Here is a 16,975-nt window from a genome sequence, read left to right as displayed (position 1 = left end):
GCCGGAATCCCGGCGCGCCCAGGGACAAATCCGTGATGCAACTGGCGCCCGCCCCCTGGCTTGAGGGGGGGCGTGCCTGCGGGCAGGGCCGCATGGCCGGCCGGCGGCCGGGCTGCTAGCCTTGCCGCCGATGAATGCCGCCGGCCCACTCTCTCCCGCCCCACCGTCCGCCGCCCCGCTACCGCGCACCGGCACGGCCAGCGTCGCCTATGTGCTGAGCCTGATCGACGTCGGCCAGCAGGCCGGGCTCGCACGCGAGCGCTGGCTGGCCGACGCGGGCCTGTCCGGCGCGGACCTGCGCGATCCGCTGGGCCGCCTGCCCATCCCGTCCCTGGAGCGGCTGCTGGAGGTCGCCCAGCGGCTCAGCGGCGACGCCTACTTCGGGCTGCGCTTCGGCATGGCGGTGCGGCCGTCCAGCTTCAGCGGGCTGGGCTATGTGGCCATGACCTGCGAGCGGCTGCGCGACGCCATCGAGCTGACCACCCGCTTCGGCCGCCTGGTGCTGGACCACGAGTACAGCCAGAGCCGCTTCGAGGAGGACGGCCGGCAGGCCCGCCTGATCGACGCGCCGCTGGGCGGCACGCCAGGCGCCGGCGTCGCGCTGACCGAGGCCATCCTGGCCGGCTGGCTGGCCTTCGGGCGCTGGATCACCTGCACCCGCTGCGCGCCGGCCGAGGTGCATCTGCGCCATGCCGAACGGCCCGGCGACCGCGCCGCGTACGAAGCCTTCTTCGAATGCCCGGCCCGCTTCGGCATGCCGGTGCACGGGCTGGTGTTCCCGCGCGACTACCTGGAACTGCCGGTGCGCGACGCCGACCCGGCGCTGCACCACACCCTGCTGCAGGAGGCCCAGCGCCAGCTGGACCGTAGCTTCGCCGGCCTGTCACTGCCGCACCGCGTGCGCGCGCTGATGCTGGAACTGTTGCCCTCGGGCCAGCTGACGCTGGAGGCGGTGGCGCAGCGGCTGCATCTGTCGCCGCGCGCGCTGCAGCGCCAGCTCGCCGATGCCGGCTGCGGCTTCAAGCCCCTGCTGGAACAGCTGCGCCGCGAGCGCAGCCTGCTGCTGGTGCGCCAGGGCGGGCTGAGCCTGACCGAGATCGCGCTGCTGCTGGGCTACCGCGAGTCCAGCAGCTTCAGCCACGCCTTCCGAGCCTGGCATGGCGAGGCGCCGCAGCGCCTGCGCGCTGGCGTCGGCGCACAAACGCCTGGCGTGGCGGAACAAGCGGCCGCCGGCCTCTAGGCCTACAGTCGAGCCACCGCCCCCCGTACCGATCCCGTCCATGCTCAATCCCATCGTCCTGGCCGTCCCCGTCTTCCTGCTGATGATCGTGCTCGAATGGATGCTGGGCCGCGCGCGCGGGCAGACGCTGTACCGCGCCGCGGACACCGTGTCCAGCCTGGGCAATGGCATCGCCAGCCAGCTCACCGGCATGTTCACCAAGCTGTTCATGCTGGGCATCTACACCTGGATCTGGCAGCGCGCGGCGCTGTTCGAGCTGAGCGCGTCCAGTCCCTGGGTCTGGCTGGCGGCACTGCTGATCTACGACTTTTGCTACTACTGGAACCACCGGCTGGGCCACACGGTCGCGGTGCTGTGGGCGGCGCACGCGGTGCACCACAGCAGCGAGGAGTACAACCTCTCCACCGCGCTGCGCCAGACCAGCACCGGCTTCCTCTTCAGCTGGATCTTCTACCTGCCGATGGCGCTGCTGGGCTTCCCGCCGCTGGTCTATGTGGTGGTGGGGCTGATTGACCTGCTCTACCAGTTCTGGGTGCACACGCGCGCGGTCGGGCGGCTGGGCTGGTTCGACCGCTGGTTCTGTTCGCCGTCCAACCATCGCGTGCACCATGGCCAGAACGATTACTGCCTGGACCGCAACTACGGCGGCATCCTGATGGTCTGGGACCGCCTGTTCGGCACCTTCGTCGAGGAGCGCGAGGGCGAACCCATCGTCTACGGCGTGCTGGGCCAGCTCAAGAGCTGGAGCCCCTGGCAGGCCAATCTGCGCGGCTACCAGCAGATCTGGTCCGACCTGCGGCTGGCCGACAACTGGGGGGACCGGCTGAGCATCTGGTTCCGCCACCCGAGTTGGCGGCCCGCCGCCGCGCAGCGGCTGGCGCCCAAGCCCGCGGTGGATCTGACCCGTTTCCAGCCCTATGCGCCGCCGCTGCGGCCAGGGCTGGAGCGCCATGGCCTGGAACAGCTGGCCGTGCTGCTGAGCCTGGGCGTGGCGCTGCTGGCGCTGCAGCCCTTCCTGGCGGGCGCCGCGCTGGTGCTGGGGGCGGTCGCGGTGCTGGCCGCGCTGGTCGTGCTGTCGCGCCTGCTGGAGGGGCGCGCCGGCGACGATGGCGGCGAGGAACAGCTGCGCCTGGCGCTGGGCCTGCTCGCCGGCCTCGCGCTGGCGGCGCTGGAAACCCTGCCCGGCCTGGCGGCGGACGCGCCCGGCTGGGCGGCGCCGCTGGCACGCGCGATGGGCGTGCTGCTGGCGCTGGGTTCGCTGTGGGGATGGCTGAGGCTGGCCGGCGCGCTGCGCCGGCCCGGCGCCCTTACTTGATGGGCTTGAAGCGCACGCGCTTGGGACGCGCGCCTTCCTCGCCCAGGCGCTTCTTCTTGTCGGCTTCGTACTCGTGGAAGTTGCCGTCGAAGAAGTGCCACTGCGAATCGCCCTCGCAGGCGAGGATGTGGGTGCAGATGCGGTCCAGGAACCAGCGGTCGTGCGAGATCACCATCGCGCTGCCGCCGAACTCCAGCAGCGCCTCTTCCAGCGCGCGCAGGGTTTCGACGTCCAGATCGTTGGACGGTTCGTCCAGCATCAGCACGTTGCCGCCCTGAGCCAGGGTCTTGGCCAGGTGCAGACGGCCGCGTTCGCCGCCGGAGAGCTGGCCCACCATCTTCTGCTGGTCGTTGCCCTTGAAGTTGAAGCGGCCGATGTAGGCGCGACTGGGCATCACGAACTTGCCGACGACGATGTTGTCCAGGCCGCCCGAGACGTCTTCCCACACCGTCTTGTTGGCGTCCAGGCTCTGGCGGCTCTGGTCGACGAAGGCCAGCTTGGCCGTCTTGCCGATCTTGACCGTGCCCGAGTCCGGCTGCTCCACGCCCTGGATCATGCGGAACAGCGTCGACTTGCCGGCGCCGTTGGGGCCGATGATGCCGACGATGGCGCCCGGGGGCACCTTGAACGACAGGTTGTCGATCAGCACGCGATCGCCGAAGGACTTGGTGACGTTCTCGAACTCGATCACCTCATTGCCCAGCCGCTCGGCCACGGGAATGAAGATCTCGTTCGTCTCGTTGCGCTTCTGGTATTCGACGTCAGACAGTTCCTCGAAGCGGGCCAGACGCGCCTTGCTCTTGGCCTGGCGGCCCTTGGCGTTGGAACGCACCCACTTCAGCTCTTCCTTCATGGCCTTGGCGCGGGCGTCCTCGGACTTCTGCTCCTGCTCCAGGCGGCGCTCCTTCTGATCCAGCCAGTCGGAGTAGTTGCCCTTCCAGGGAATGCCGTGGCCGCGGTCCAGTTCCAGAATCCACTCGGCGGCGTTGTCCAGGAAGTAGCGGTCGTGGGTGATTGCCACCACGGTGCCGGGGAAGCGCTGCAGGAACTGCTCCAGCCACTCGACCGACTCGGCGTCCAGGTGGTTGGTGGGTTCGTCCAGCAGCAGCATGTCGGGCTTGGACAGCAGCAGGCGGCACAGCGCCACACGGCGCTTCTCGCCGCCGGACAGCACGCCGATGTTGGCGTCCCAGGGCGGCAGGTTCAGCGCGTCGGCGGCCAGCTCCAGTTGCAGGTCGGTGTTCTCGGAGCCGGCCGCGGCGATGATGGCTTCCAGCTCGCCCTGCTCGGCGGCCAACGCGTCGAAGTCCGCGTCCGGCTCGGCATAGGCGGCATAGACCTCGTCCAGGCGCTTCTTCGCTGCCAGCACGCCGCCGATGCCCTCCTCCACCGCCTCGCGCACGGTCTGGTTGGGATCCAGCTTGGGCTCCTGCTCCAGATAGCCGATCTTGATGCCCGGCATCGGGATCGCTTCGCCCTCGATCTCCTTGTCCACGCCGGCCATGATCTTCAGCAGCGTCGACTTGCCCGAGCCGTTCAGGCCCAGCACGCCGATCTTGGCCCCGGGGAAGAAGGACAGCGAGATGTCCTTCAGGATGTGCCGTTTGGGAGGAACCGTCTTGTTCACACGGTTCATCGAAAAGACGTATTGCGCCATGAGGTCGTCCGCTTGGGGGTTTGTTCGAAAAGGGCTGCCACGGAGGCGGGCCAGACGGCCGCCGCCAGACCGGATCACGAAACCTGCGGGTTCCGCCGCGGATCCGGCACCGGGCAAAGGCGCTATTGTCGCAGCTTGTCGCGTCGCCGGCTCAAGGCCCGTGCGGGCGACGGCCAGATCTCCGTCACGGCCCGCCACGCCACGTGGGCACCGCGCCACCCCTACACTGGCGCGGGAACATCATTGGAGGGTGCATGAACCGCAAGTACTTCGGGGCTCTGAGCCAGGCCCTGGCCGGCGCCGGCCTGCTCGCCCTGGCGCTGAGCCTGGCCACCACCGCGTCGGCCCAGACCCTGCGCTGGTCCAGCCAGGGCGATATGCAGACGGCCGATCCGCATTCGCAGAACGAGACCCTGACCAACAACCTCAATGCCCAGGTCTACGAGCGACTGGTCGGCCGCGACAAGCAGCTCAACCTCGTGCCGGCGCTGGCCACCGAATGGACCCAGGTGCGCCCGCTGCTGTGGCGGCTCAAGCTGCGCCCCGGCGTGAAGTTCCACGACGGCACGCCCTTCACCGCCGACGACGTGGTGTTCTCCATCCAGCGCGCCAAGGAGCCGAGCTCGCAGATCGCGGTCTATGCCGCTGCCGTCGGCACGCCGCGCAAGGTCGACGATCTGACCGTGGAATTCCAGCTCGAGAAGGTCAACCCGATCTTCCTGCAGCATCTGGACACGATTTACATCATGAGCCGCAAGTGGGCCGAGCAGCACAAGGTGAGCCGGCCACAGAACTTCAAGGACAAGGAAGAGACCTACGCCGCCACCCATGCCAACGGCACCGGCCCCTACCTGCTGGCCAGCCGCGAGCCGGGCATACGCACGGTGTTCAAGCGCAACCCGAACTGGTGGGGCAAGTTCGAGGGCAATGTCCAGGAGTCGGTGTTCACCCCCATCGGCAATGACGCGACGCGGCTGGCCGCGCTGGTTTCGGGCGAGCTGGACTTCGTCCTCGACCCCGCGCCGCGCGACGTGCCCCGGCTGCGCAACACCGCCGGCATCAAGGTGATCGAAGGGCCGGAAAACCGGCTCGTCTTCATCGGCATGGACCAGGCACGCGACAAGCTGCTCTACGGCAAGGTGGCCGGCGACCGCAATCCCTTCAAGGACCTGCGCGTGCGCAAGGCGCTCTACCAGGCCATCGACATCCAGGCCATCAAGGCCAAGCTGATGAACGGCCTGTCCGTGCCCACCGGCGGCCTGACCTCCAACCCCGCCGCCGTGTTCAACGACGCGCAGATCGAGGCGCGCTTCCCGCACGACCTCGCCGCCGCGCGCAAGCTGATGGCCGAGGCCGGCTATGCCGATGGCTTCGAGGTCACGCTGGACTGCCCCAACAACCGCTACATCAACGACGAGGAAATCTGCCTGGCGCTGGCCTCGATGTGGGCGCAGCTGAAGGTCAAGGTGCGCGTCAATGCGATGCCGCGCGTGCTGCTCTTCCCCAAGCTGGAGAAGCTGGACACCAGCCTCTACATGTACGGCTGGGGCGGCTCCATCATCGACGCCGAGACCATCATGACCCCGGTCTTCCGCAATCGCGGCGACAAGGGCGTGGGCTACTACAACTACGGCAACTGGAAGAACGACAAGTTTGACCAGCTCGCCGCGGCGTCGAGCGTGGAGCCCGACCCCAAGAAGCGCGAGGAGCTGATCCTCGCCGCGATGCGCGAATTCAAGGCCGGTATCCACGTGCTGCCGCTGCACCGCCAGATGATTCCCTGGGCGGCGCGGCAGAACGTGACCGTGGTGCACCGGCCCGACAACTGGCTCTATCTGCCCTGGGCCAGCGTGCAGGGCAAGTGATCGCGCCCCCCCGGCGGGGGCTTTCAGTCCACCGAGGCGATCAACGCGACGCGGCGGTTCTGCGCGCGCCCGGCCTCGGTCTCGTTGTCCGCGATCGGCTTGGCTGGCCCATGGCCGACCACGGCGAGCCGCTCGCGCGGCCAGCCAGCGGCCAGCAGCACCTGCGCCACCGAGGTGGCTCGGCGCAGCGACAACTGGCGGTTGTAGGCGGCGTCGCCGGTCGAATCGGTGTGGCCTTCCACGCGCAGCGAGCTCACGCCCACCTCGCGCAGCTTGAGCGCCACGCCCACCAGGCGGCTCTGCTGGGCGCGCTGCAGGCGGTCGGAGTCGAACTCGAAGGTCAGCCGGTCGGCCAGATTCAGTTCCCAATCCTCGCCGCGGGCGACAAAGCCCAGCGCCTGCAGCTCGCGCACCTGGACCTCGGACCAGCGCGCCGGTGGTGACACCGGCGGCGGCACGCCCGGCCCGGCGCAGCCGGCCAGGCTCAGGGCCAGCGCCAGGCCCACCCCCAGAAGGCCATGGCGGCGCACTGCGTCGGGTGGCGCGCTTTGCGGGGACGATGGGGAGGAGGTCGTACTCACAAGAAACTCCTGGATGGGGCGTTGGCCGCCCGCTTCTGCCGGTACATGGCCTGGTCCGCGCTGCGCAGCAGTGCCTCGGCGCTGGCGGCCTGGTCCGGATAAACGGCCACGCCCACGCTGATGCCCGGGGTCACGGTGACGCCCTGGCGCAGTTGCAGCGGCTGCGCCACAGCGTCGCGCAACTGCTGGGCCAGGCGCAGCGCGTCGCCGGTCTGGCGCAGCGAGCGCATCAGCACGACGAACTCGTCGCCGCCCAGCCGCGCGACCAGATCCTGCTCGCGCACCGCGGCGCGCAGGCGCTGGGCCAGCGCCACCAGCACCTGATCGCCGGCCTCGTGGCCGTACTGGTCGTTGATGGCCTTGAAGCGGTCGGCGTCGACGAACAGCAGCGCCACGCGGCTGCCGTCGTGCTGGGCCTGCTGGACGGCCAACTCCAGGCAGTCCTCGAAATAGGCCCGCGTGGCCGCGCCGGTCAGCCCGTCCTCGCGGATGCGCGTGGACAGGCGCTCATGCGCGGTTTTCAGCTCGTCGTGTTGCTGCAGCAGCTCCGACTGGTGGGCCTGCACCTCGTCCAGCAGCGCGTCGAAGTCGGCGCTGAGCTGGTCCAGCTCATGCAGCCCGGCCCGTGGCGCGCGCCGGCCCAGTGCGCGCAGCTCGCGGACGCGGCGCGTGTGGGCGGCCAGCGCCTGCAGCGGTGCCACCAGCTGTCGGGACAGTCGGCGCGAGGCCTGCAGCACCGCCAGGCCGGTCAGCGCCATGCCGGTGAGCACGCCGGCCAGCGACCAGCCGATCAGCTGCAGCACCTCGCTGGCGTCGGCGCGCAGCCGCAGCTCGCCCAGCTGCCGCCCCTGGGCGACCACCGGGACCGCGGCCGACACCGGCCACCAGCGGGTCAGCCGGCGCTCCAGCAGGCTCATCGAAACGTCGCGGCTGTACCGGGCGAAGGGCCGCATCGCCGTCGCGCCGGACGCGTCGCTGCCCAGCAGGCTGACGCTGGCCTCGGCCACCGGCTCCTGCGCCAGAAAGTCCTTGAGCAGCTGCTGCGTGGCCGGCGCGTCCTGGAAGACGACCGCCGCCTCCATCGAGTAAGCCAGCGAGCGCGCCTGCAGCTCCAGGCTGCGCTGCGCCGACACCCGCAGCAGCAGCGCCGCCCCCAGCGTCATGACCAGGCCGGCCGAGGCCACGGCCAGCAGCGCGATGCGCAGCTGCGTCTTGCGCAGCAGGCCCAGCACGCCCTGCGCGGGCGCCTGCTCCGGCGGCAGGGCCGCCACCATGCGCGGCCTCATGAACGCCGCTCCTGCGCCGGGCGCGCCAGGCGCAGCACCTGTGGATGGACGCGCAGCCCGCTGCGCGAGACCGAATCCAGGTTGACCTCGAAGCGCGTGCCTTCGGCCGTGGTCCGCAGGCAGAACATGCCACCATCGGAACAGAACTCCGGCCCGCGGCCCAGCGTCAGCACCGGGTGCGCGCCGAGCCGGCGCAGCGCCAGCCGCTGCGCCTCGACGCTCCAGCCCTCGAAATACACGGCGTCGCATTCGGCCGGTGGCATCGCGTCGGGTTCAATCAACTGCACGGAGAGCGCACGGCCGTCGCGCGCCGGCGCCTGCAGCAGCTGGCGCTGGATGTCCGTCGCCTCCGCCGCGCCGCGGCTGACGCAGACCCTGAGGCCCCGGCTCGCGCCAGGCCAGGCCGTGTAGCCCAGAATGCCCTGCAGGATGGCGCCGGTGCCCAGTGGCGACTGCACCAGCATCAGCCCGCCCGCCCGCACCGCGGGCTGCAGCGCCAGGGCCAGAAACGCCAGCAGCAGGCCACGGCACAGCCGGGCCGCGCGCATGCGCCCGGTCCTGCGTCCCAGCTCGCGCCGACGGGCGCGCGCCATCATCAACCGCATCCCAACCACAGATTTCTCGTCTCGCCCACGGCCCACCCTGGCCCATGGATGCAGGCAGTGTACGCATTTGCCCGCGCGGGCGGTCGCGCCCGGTCCCCGGGTTGCAGGGGCTGCCTCGCGCCGCCACCGCGGCATCCGTCACGAAGCCGCGCCCCGGTGCGCTAGAATGCACGCATCGCCACGAGCCACAGTCTTGCCGTGGCGAATTTTTTTGAGCCCTCGCTCTCACTGCAGCCTAGAGACTGGTGTCCGAAACACCCGCCACCCCAGCGGGCCCAGGGCGCGGCTGCAAGCACCTACGCAGCTCTTGCCAGCTGAATCCGCAGCCTATGAGTTTTGATGCACTGGGACTGTCCCAGCCCATCCTGCGCGCCATTGCCGACGCGGGATACACCGAACCCACCCCCATCCAACGCCAGGCCATCCCCATGGTCCTGCAGGGCGGCGACCTGATGGCCGGCGCCCAGACCGGCACCGGTAAAACGGCCGGCTTCACCCTCCCGGTGCTGCAACGCCTCAGCGCCGCCAAGCCGCTGCGCGACGCGCGCGGCCGCATCGCGATCCGCGCGCTGGTGCTGACGCCGACGCGCGAGCTCGCCGCCCAGGTCGAGGAAAGCGTGCGCACCTACGGCAAATACCTGCCGCTCACCTCCATGGTGATGTTCGGCGGCGTGGGCATGCAGCCGCAGATCGACAAGCTCAAGAAGGGCGTGGACATCCTCGTGGCCACCCCGGGCCGCCTGCTCGACCACGCGCAGCAGGGCACGCTGGACCTGTCGCAGGTGCAGATCCTGGTGCTGGACGAAGCCGACCGCATGCTGGACATGGGCTTCATCCACGACATCAAGAAGGTGCTGGCGCTGCTGCCCAAGCAGAAGCAGAGCCTGCTCTTCTCCGCCACCTTCAGCGACGAGATCAAGGCGCTGGCCGACCGCCTGCTGAACCAGCCGGGCCTGATCGAGGTCGCGCGCCGCAACGCCACCGCCGACACCGTGGCGCAGAAAGTCCACCCGGTGGACCGCGACCGCAAGAAGGAGCTGCTGGCCCACCTGATCCAGCGTCAGAACTGGCACCAGGTGCTGGTGTTCACGCGCATGAAGCATGGCGCGAACCGCCTCGCCGAGTTCCTGAACAAGCAGGACATCACCGCGATGGCCATCCACGGCAACAAGAGCCAGGGGGCGCGCACCAAGGCGCTGTCGGAGTTCAAGAGCGGCGAGCTGCAGGTGCTGGTGGCCACCGACATCGCGGCGCGCGGCATCGACATCGACCAGCTGCCGCACGTCGTGAACTACGAGCTGCCCAACGTGCCCGAGGACTATGTGCACCGCATCGGCCGCACCGGCCGCGCCGGCGCCCAGGGCGAGGCGATCTCGCTGGTCTGCGTCGACGAGGAAGGCTTCCTGCGCGACATCCAGAAGCTGATCAAGCGCGAGATCCCGCGCGAGGTCGTGCCCGGCTATGAGCCCGACCCCAACGCCAAGCCCGAGCCCATTGTGATGGGCCGCATGGTGCTCAACGGCGGCCTGGGCGGCGGCCGCGGCAGGAGCTCGGGCGGCGGCCAGGGTCGTGGCGGCCAGGGTGGCCGCGATGGCCAGCGTGGCGCGCCGCGCGACGGCGGACGTCCCTCGGCGGGCCAGCCCTCGGGCCGCGGCGGCCAGGGCGGACGCCCCGCGCAAGCCGCCAAGGCGCCGGCCCCGCAAGGCGGACGGCCCGCCGGCCAGGGCGGTGGCCGCCCCGCGCCCGCGGCGCCGCGCGCCGCCGCGCCGGCCCCCGCCTCCCCCTCGCGGCCGCGCAACGGCGGCTCCGCCCTCACCCGCCCCAAGTCCTGAGACTCGCGCCGGCCCGTCAGGGCCGACGCCCGTCCCGCCCGGCCCTGACTTGACGCAAGTCAGGGCCCTCGCGCCTGTGATGCAATCCCGCTGAATGCACTACGGACAGGGTGGACATGAAGATTCAGTTTCTGGGCGCCGCGGACACCGTCACCGGCTCGCGCCATCTGGTCAGCAGCGACGACGGTCGCCAACTCCTGCTGGACTGTGGCCTGTTCCAGGGCTACAAGGCCCTGCGCGAACGCAACTGGGCGCCGTTCCCGGTGCCGGCGGCCTCGCTCGACGCGGTGCTGCTGTCGCATGCGCATCTGGACCACAGCGGCTACCTGCCCGCCCTGGTGAGCCAAGGCTTCAAGGGCCCCATCGTGACCAGCGCCGCCACCCGCGACCTCTGCGAGGTGCTGCTGATGGACAGCGCCCATCTGCAGGAAGAAGACGCCCGCCGCGCCAACCGCCAGGGCAGCAGCCGCCACGACAAGGCGCTGCCGCTGTACACCCGCCGCGACGTGGACAAGACCCTGCGGCAGTTCGTCGTCCCGCGTGACGGCCGCTGGCGCATGGGCGAGACCGAGGCACAGTTCAGCCCCGTGGGCCACCTGCTGGGCGCCTGCGCGATCACGCTGCGCTCGGGCGGGCGCAGCCTGGTGTTCTCCGGCGACCTGGGTCGGCAGCACGACCTGCTGATGCCGCCGCCACAGCGCTTGGCCGAGGCCGACGTGCTGCTGATCGAATCCACCTACGGCAACCGCAACCACCCGGCCGAAGACGTGCAGCAACGCCTGGCGCAGCTGCTGCGCGAGACGCTGGCGCGCGGCGGCAGCCTGCTGCTGCCCAGCTTCGCGGTCGGCCGCGCCCAGGCCCTGCTGTTGCTGCTGCAGCGCCTGCGGCGCAGCGGCGAACTGCCGATGAGCGTGCCCATCCTGCTGGACAGCCCCATGGCCCGCGAGGCCACCGCCATCCTGCAGCAGCACCGCCGTCTGCTCTCCATCAGCGCCGCCGAGGCCGCGACGCTGTGCGACGAGGTGCGCCTGATCAGCAAGCCGGCCGACTCGCTGCGCAACGCCCGGCTGGCCGCCAAGCGCCCCTGCGTCGTGATCTCGGCCAGCGGCATGGCCACCGGCGGACGCGTGCTCAACTACATCGAGACCCTGGCCCCCGAGGCGCGCCACCACATCGTCTTCCCCGGCTTCCAGGTCGGCGGCAGCCGCGGCGCCAAGATGGTGGCGGGCGAACGCGAGGTCAAGCTGCATGGGCGCTACATCCCGGTCAACGCCCAGGTCAGCCATTTGCAGAGCATCTCCGGCCATGCTGACCAGCATGAGCTGATGCAGTGGATGCGCGGCTTCCAACGCGCGCCGCAGCAGGTCTTTGTCGTGCACGGCGAACCGGCTGCGTCCGATGCGCTGCGCAGCCGCATCCAGGACGAACTGGGCTGGGCGGTGCGCGTGCCGCAGCAGGGCGAGACGGTCGCGCTCTGACATGCTGAGGCTGTTCGGAGAGGCCGCGCCCCAGCCATCCTTGCTGCTGGGCCTGCTGGTGGCGCTGGGCACCGGGCTGCTGGTGGGGCTGGAGCGCGAGCGGCGCAAAGGCCGCGGCCCCCAGCGCGAGGCGGCGGGCGTGCGCAGCTTCGCGGTGGTGTCGGTGCTGGGCGCGCTGGCCCAGGGCCTGGCGCAGCCGGGCCTCGTGGCGGGCGGCCTGCTGGCGGTCGCCGTGCTGGCGGCGCTGGCCTACTGGCGCCAGAGCGCGCGGGATCCCGGGCTCACCACCGAGGCGGCGCTGCTGCTGAGCTACCTGATCGGCGCGCTGGCCATCCCCCACCCCGAGCTGGCCGCCGGCGCCGGCGTCGCGCTGACCATGCTGCTGGCCGCGCGCCAGCGCCTGCATCGCTTCGCGACGCGTCTGCTCAGCGAGCAGGAGCTGCACGACGGTCTGCTGCTGGCCGCGCTGGCGCTGATCGTGCTGCCGCTGATGCCACGCGACCCCCTGCCCTGGCTGGCCGGGCTGAAGCCGCACACGCTGCTGGGCCTGGTGATGCTGCTGCTGGCGCTGCAGGCGGCCGGCCATGTCGCGCTGCGCCTGCTGGGCGAGCGCGCCGGCCTGGCGCTGGGCGGCTTCTTCTCGGGCCTGGTGTCCAGCACCGCGACGGTCGCCGCCATGGGCAGCCGCTACCGCGACCAGCCCGGGCTGCTGGCCGGCTGCGCCGGCGCCGCGGTGATGTCCACCGCGGCGACCTGGGCGCAGGCCCTGGTGCTGGTGGCCAGCCTGTCGCCGGCCAGCGTGGCCAGCGTCGCGCCGGCCTGCGTGCTGGGCACGCTGGTGGCCGGCGTCGCCGCCTTCGCGCTCACCCGCACGGCCGGCCAGGACACCGGCCGCGACCATGCCTGGGGGCGACACAACGGCGGGCCGCTGCGCCTGCGTGAAGCCCTGATCGTCGCCGTGCTGCTGACCGGCGTGGCGGCGGTGGCGGGCTGGGCGCAGCAGCGCTTCGGCAGCGGCGGGCTGCTGATCTCGGTGGCGATTGCGGCGCTGGCAGACTCCCATGCCCCCATCGCGTCGCTGGCGGCGCTGGCGGCCAGGGCCACCATCGACCACCAGACGCTGCTGCAGGGCCTGCTGCTGGCCATCGCCTGCAACAGCCTGGTGCGCATCAGCGTCGCGGGGCTGTCCGGCGGCCGCCCCTATCTGCTGCGCGTGGGCGGCGCGCTGGGGCTGCAGCTGGCGGCCGTGGCACTGCTCACCCTGGTGATCCTCCCCCCTGTCCGATGAAAACCTCTCCCATCGTCCCGGCGCGCGTCGACTTCACCGACGCCGCCGCCCCGCAGGCTCCCGAGTTCGGCGATGTCTACCATGCGCGCGCCGGCGCCTTCGCGCAGGCCCGCCATGTCTTCCTGGGCGGCAACGCCCTGCCCGCGCGCTGGCAAGGGCGCGAGCGCTTCGTGGTGCTGGAGACCGGCTTCGGCCTGGGCAACAACTTCCTCGCCACCTGGCAGGCCTGGCGCGAGGACGCGCGGCGCTGCGAGCGCCTGGTCTTCATCAGCATCGAAAAACACCCGCTGCGCCGGGAGGACCTGCGCCGCGCCCATGCCGCGTCGTCGGCGCCCGAGCTGGCCGCGCAGCTGCTGCGCCAATGGCCCGCGCTGACGCCCAATCTGCACCTGCTGGACTTCGAGGCCGGCCGCGTGCGGCTGCTGCTCGCGCTGGGCGATGCGCGCGACTGGCTGCCCGAGCTGCAGGCACGGGTCGACGCCTTCTACCTGGATGGCTTCGCGCCGGCCCTCAACCCCGAGATCTGGGATGCGGCGCCCCTGAAGCAGCTGGGCCGCCTCGCCGCCCCGGGCGCCACCGCGGCGACTTGGAGCGTGGCGCGCGGCGTGCGCGACGCGCTCGCCGGGGCCGGCTTCGAGGTCGAGAAGGCGCCAGGCTTCGCCGCCAAGGGGCAGATGAGCGTGGCCCGCTACCGGCCGCCGCACAAGCCGGCCGGCCCGGCCGGGCGCGAGCCGCTGGCCGGCGACGGCGAACGCTCCGCGCTGATCGTCGGCGCCGGGATCGCCGGGGCCGCCTGCGCGCGCGCCCTGGCTCGCCAGGGCTGGCAGAGCACCGTGCTGGAAGCCCTGCCGGGCGTGGGCCAGGCCGGGTCGGGCAACCCGGGCGGGCTGTTCCATGGCAGCTTCCACCCGCAGGATGGTCTGCACGCCCGCTTCAGCCGCGCCGCCGCGCTGGCCACCGAGCGCGAGCTGCGCCAGCTCGACGAGCCACTGCCCTGGCTGCAATGGGGCCTGCTGCGCCTGGAACGCGAGCCGGAACCGCTGGAGCGCATGCGCGCGCAGCTGCTGGCCTCGGGGCTGCCGCCGGAGTATCTGCAGGTGCTGTCGCCCGAGGAGGCGCGGGCCCACGCCGGCCTGCGCGTCGACGCGCCGGCCTGGTACTACCCGGGCGGTGGCGCGCTGCGACCGGCCGCGCTCGCTCAGGCCTGGCTGCGGCAGGCCGGCGCCACATTGCTCACCGAGCGCCCGGTCCAGTCGCTCAAGCCCGAAGGCGGGCGCTGGCAGCTGCTGGATGCCGACGGCCGGCCGCTGGCGGAAGCCGCCACGGTGATCCTGGCCGCCGGCCAGCGCAACGCCGCGCTGGCCGCGCCCTGGATGGCGGGCGGCGAACTGCCCTGGGTGGCGCAGCGCGGCCAGCTCAGCCTGCTGGCCGCCGATGCCGCCGCCTGGCTGCCCCGCCCGGCCTGCCCCATGGCAGGCCAGGGCTATGCGCTGGCGGGCCCCTCCGGCGAACTCTTCTTCGGCGCCACGGCCCAGCCCCACGACCTGGACGCCGCGGCGCGCGAAGCCGACCACCGCGAGAACCTGCAGCGGCTGCTGCGCCTGCTGGCGCTGCAACCCGCGCCGGACGCCGCCGCGATGGAGGCCGCCCTGCTGCCCACGCTGGGCGCCCGCGTCGGCTGGCGCAGCCTGGTGCCGGACCGGCTGCCGCTGGTCGGCGGGCTGGCCGCCGCGGTGCCGCGCCTGCGCGCCGAGCAGCCGCGCTTCTGGCCGCGCCACCCGGGCCTGCTGCTGTGCGGCGGCCTGGCCTCGCGCGGCGTCACCTGGGCCCTGCTGGCCGGCGAACTGGCCGCCGCCCAGCTCAGCGGCGCCCCGCTGCCGCTGGAAGCCAGCCTGGTCGACGCGCTGGACCCCTGCCGTTTCGCCGCCAGGGCGACCCGCCACGCATCGGCCTCTTGAGCGACTGGCGAACACGGCGAGCGCTGTGCGCTTCAGTCGAGCCGCATTCCGGTCGATATCCCTCTGGATGAGCGACCCGCGTGCGATGCGCGGGCCGCTTGGTCGCGCTCATTTGAAGGGAGAGACGATGAACACGATTCTGTCCGGCCGCAGCATTGGCCAGAAGCTGGGGCTGATGTTGGCCTTGGTGCTGCTGATCGCCATGGTGGGCGCCGGCATGGGTTACCTGGCCCTGTCGCGGGTCGCCAGCGAGACCGAGGTGATGTTCCAGCAGGACCTGGCCGCCGAGCGCACCGCGTCGGACTGGTTCCGCAACATCACCAACGGCGTGAACCGCACCAGCGCGATCGCCGTCAGCGCCGACCCGAGCCTCGCCGATTTCTTCACCGCGACGGCCGCCGAATCGACCCGCCAGTCCACCGAGCTGCAGAAGAAGCTGGACGGCTACATGGTGACGCCCGAGGAGCGGGCCCTGTTCGAGACCCTCTCCAATGCCCGCAAGGACTACCTGAGCACCCGCGACGCGGTCAGCGCCGCGAAGAAGCGCGGCGAGGCCGAGGAGGCCCGGCGCATCTTCGACCAGCAGTTCCAGCCCGCCGCCGCGCGTTTCCAGGAGGCCATTCAGAAGATCGTGCAGCACAAGCGCGACCTGCTGGACGCCGCCGCGACCCACGTGGATGAGAGCAACCGCAGCGCCCGCAACGTCCTGCTGCTGTGCGCCACCATCGCGCTGGCGCTGGGCGTGGCGCTGGCCGTCGCGCTGACGCGCAGCATCACCCAGCCGCTGAGTGGCGCGGTCGCGGTGGCCGATGCCATCGGCCGCTTCGACCTCAGCCACCCGGTGCCGCAAGGCGGCGGCGACGAGACCGGCCAGTTGCTGACGGCGCTGCGCGGCATGCAGGACCAGCTGCTCGGCCTGATCGGCGAGGTGCGGCATTCCGCCGAGAGCATCGGCACGGCCAGCGCCGAAATCGCGATCGGCAACCAGGACCTGTCGGGCCGCACCGAGCAGACCGCGTCCAACCTGCAACAGGTCGCCGCGTCCGTGATGCAGCTGACCGGCACGGTGAGCCAGACGGCCGAATCGGCGCGCACCGCCAACCAGCTGTCCGCGTCCGCGGCCGAAACCGCCAACCGCGGCGGCGCGGTGATGGGCCAGATGGTGTCGACGATGGACGAGATCAGCACCAGCTCGCGCAAGATCGGCGACATCATCGGCGTGATCGACGGCATCGCCTTCCAGACCAACATCCTGGCGCTGAACGCCGCGGTGGAAGCCGCCCGTGCCGGCGAACAGGGCCGCGGCTTCGCCGTCGTGGCCGGCGAGGTGCGGCTGCTGGCGCAGCGCAGCGCCGAAGCCGCGCGCGAGATCAAGACCCTGATCAACAGCAGCGTCGAGCGCGTGGACACCGGTTCGCGCCTGGTCAAGGACGCCGGTGACTCCATGCGCGAGATCGTGCAGAGCGTGCAGCGCGTCGCCGACATCATCGGCGAGATCAATGCCGCCGCGCGCGAGCAGAACGATGGCATCCAGCAGATCAACGCTGCCGTCGGCCAGCTCGACCAGATGACGCAGCAGAACGCCGCGCTGGTGGAGGAATCGGCCGCGGCCGCGGAAAGCCTGAAGCAGCAGTCGCAGAAGCTCGCTGAGGCGGTGGCGGTGTTCCGGTTGCGCTGAGCCCGCGCGGCGGACGGGCCGCGTCGGGGAATGGTTTGATCTATGACATTCTTCACGGATTCGCAAGAGGCGCTGCCCTGACAGGGAAATCCGATGCGCAGGGATGGGGCGATTAACGCACACTGAACTACGCGCCGCGGACCGCCCGCCAGGGTGGCACTGCGGGCGTCAGCTCATTCGTCGGAGCCCCGC

General features: G+C 71.5%; 12 protein-coding genes. 8 read left to right on the top strand and 4 right to left on the bottom strand.

The window, feature by feature from the left end; all coding sequences use genetic code 11:
• Window positions 1-130: 130 nt before the first annotated feature.
• Both LZ017_RS12610 and LZ017_RS12605 read left to right on the top strand, forming a co-directional pair.
• The gene (locus tag LZ017_RS12610; RefSeq protein ID WP_241397173.1) at window positions 131-1,240 is read left to right on the top strand and encodes an AraC family transcriptional regulator; all 1,110 of its coding nucleotides are present in this window, start codon (window positions 131-133) and stop codon (window positions 1,238-1,240) included.
• Between the two features lie 40 nt (window positions 1,241-1,280).
• Window positions 1,281-2,555, top strand: coding sequence for a sterol desaturase family protein (locus LZ017_RS12605; RefSeq protein WP_241397172.1), 1,275 nt, complete (start codon window positions 1,281-1,283; stop codon window positions 2,553-2,555).
• On the opposite strand, the gene ettA is transcribed toward LZ017_RS12605, so the two are convergent.
• Window positions 2,548-4,212 (bottom strand): energy-dependent translational throttle protein EttA, encoded by a 1,665-nt coding sequence (ettA, locus tag LZ017_RS12600; protein WP_241397171.1) that lies wholly within the window; start codon window positions 4,210-4,212, stop codon window positions 2,548-2,550. The genes LZ017_RS12605 and ettA overlap by 8 nt on opposite strands.
• A gap of 254 nt (window positions 4,213-4,466) precedes the next feature.
• On the opposite strand from ettA, the gene LZ017_RS12595 reads away from it, so the two are divergent.
• The gene (locus LZ017_RS12595) at window positions 4,467-6,077 is read left to right on the top strand and encodes an ABC transporter substrate-binding protein (RefSeq protein WP_241397170.1); all 1,611 of its coding nucleotides are present in this window, start codon (window positions 4,467-4,469) and stop codon (window positions 6,075-6,077) included.
• Between the two features lie 23 nt (window positions 6,078-6,100).
• Here the strand turns inward: LZ017_RS12595 and LZ017_RS22270 are convergent, their stop codons facing one another.
• The 3 genes from LZ017_RS22270 to LZ017_RS12580 are packed head-to-tail and all read right to left on the bottom strand — an operon-like array spanning window position 6,101 to window position 8,540.
• A complete protein-coding gene (locus LZ017_RS22270; RefSeq protein ID WP_241397169.1) occupies window positions 6,101-6,658 on the bottom strand; it encodes an OmpA family protein in 558 nt (185 codons plus the stop codon).
• Window positions 6,655-7,944 carry a sensor domain-containing diguanylate cyclase gene (locus LZ017_RS12585; protein WP_241397168.1) on the bottom strand — a complete coding sequence of 430 codons (1,290 nt, stop codon included), beginning with the start codon at window positions 7,942-7,944 and terminating at the stop codon, window positions 6,655-6,657. The genes LZ017_RS22270 and LZ017_RS12585 overlap by 4 nt, the downstream gene beginning before the upstream one ends.
• Window positions 7,941-8,540, bottom strand: coding sequence for a YfiR family protein (locus LZ017_RS12580; protein ID WP_277604660.1), 600 nt, complete (start codon window positions 8,538-8,540; stop codon window positions 7,941-7,943). The genes LZ017_RS12585 and LZ017_RS12580 overlap by 4 nt, the downstream gene beginning before the upstream one ends.
• A 338-nt stretch (window positions 8,541-8,878) precedes the next feature.
• On the opposite strand from LZ017_RS12580, the gene LZ017_RS12575 reads away from it, so the two are divergent.
• The 5 genes from LZ017_RS12575 (at window position 8,879) to LZ017_RS12555 (ending at window position 16,783) form a co-directional block, all read left to right on the top strand.
• Window positions 8,879-10,381 (top strand): DEAD/DEAH box helicase, encoded by a 1,503-nt coding sequence (locus LZ017_RS12575; protein ID WP_241397167.1) that lies wholly within the window; start codon window positions 8,879-8,881, stop codon window positions 10,379-10,381.
• A gap of 116 nt (window positions 10,382-10,497) precedes the next feature.
• Complete coding sequence (locus LZ017_RS12570; RefSeq protein ID WP_241397166.1) at window positions 10,498-11,859, top strand: MBL fold metallo-hydrolase RNA specificity domain-containing protein; 1,362 nt, start codon at window positions 10,498-10,500, stop codon at window positions 11,857-11,859.
• Window position 11,860: 1 nt separating this feature from the next.
• Entirely contained in the window at window positions 11,861-13,147 is a 1,287-nt protein-coding gene (locus LZ017_RS12565; RefSeq protein WP_241397165.1) for a DUF4010 domain-containing protein, read from the top strand.
• Entirely contained in the window at window positions 13,144-15,105 is a 1,962-nt protein-coding gene (mnmC, locus tag LZ017_RS12560) for an FAD-dependent 5-carboxymethylaminomethyl-2-thiouridine(34) oxidoreductase MnmC (protein ID WP_241397164.1), read from the top strand. The genes LZ017_RS12565 and mnmC overlap by 4 nt, the downstream gene beginning before the upstream one ends.
• 127 nt (window positions 15,106-15,232) lie before the next feature.
• On the top strand, window positions 15,233-16,783 hold the full coding sequence (locus LZ017_RS12555) for a methyl-accepting chemotaxis protein (RefSeq protein WP_241397163.1): 1,551 nt from the start codon (window positions 15,233-15,235) through the stop codon (window positions 16,781-16,783).
• The last annotated feature ends 192 nt before the right edge of the window (window positions 16,784-16,975 follow it).

Source organism: Pelomonas sp. CA6 (genome assembly GCF_022549225.1).
GTDB lineage: Bacteria > Pseudomonadota > Gammaproteobacteria > Burkholderiales > Burkholderiaceae_C > Roseateles.
This window is presented reverse-complemented; position numbering and strand designations above follow the sequence as displayed.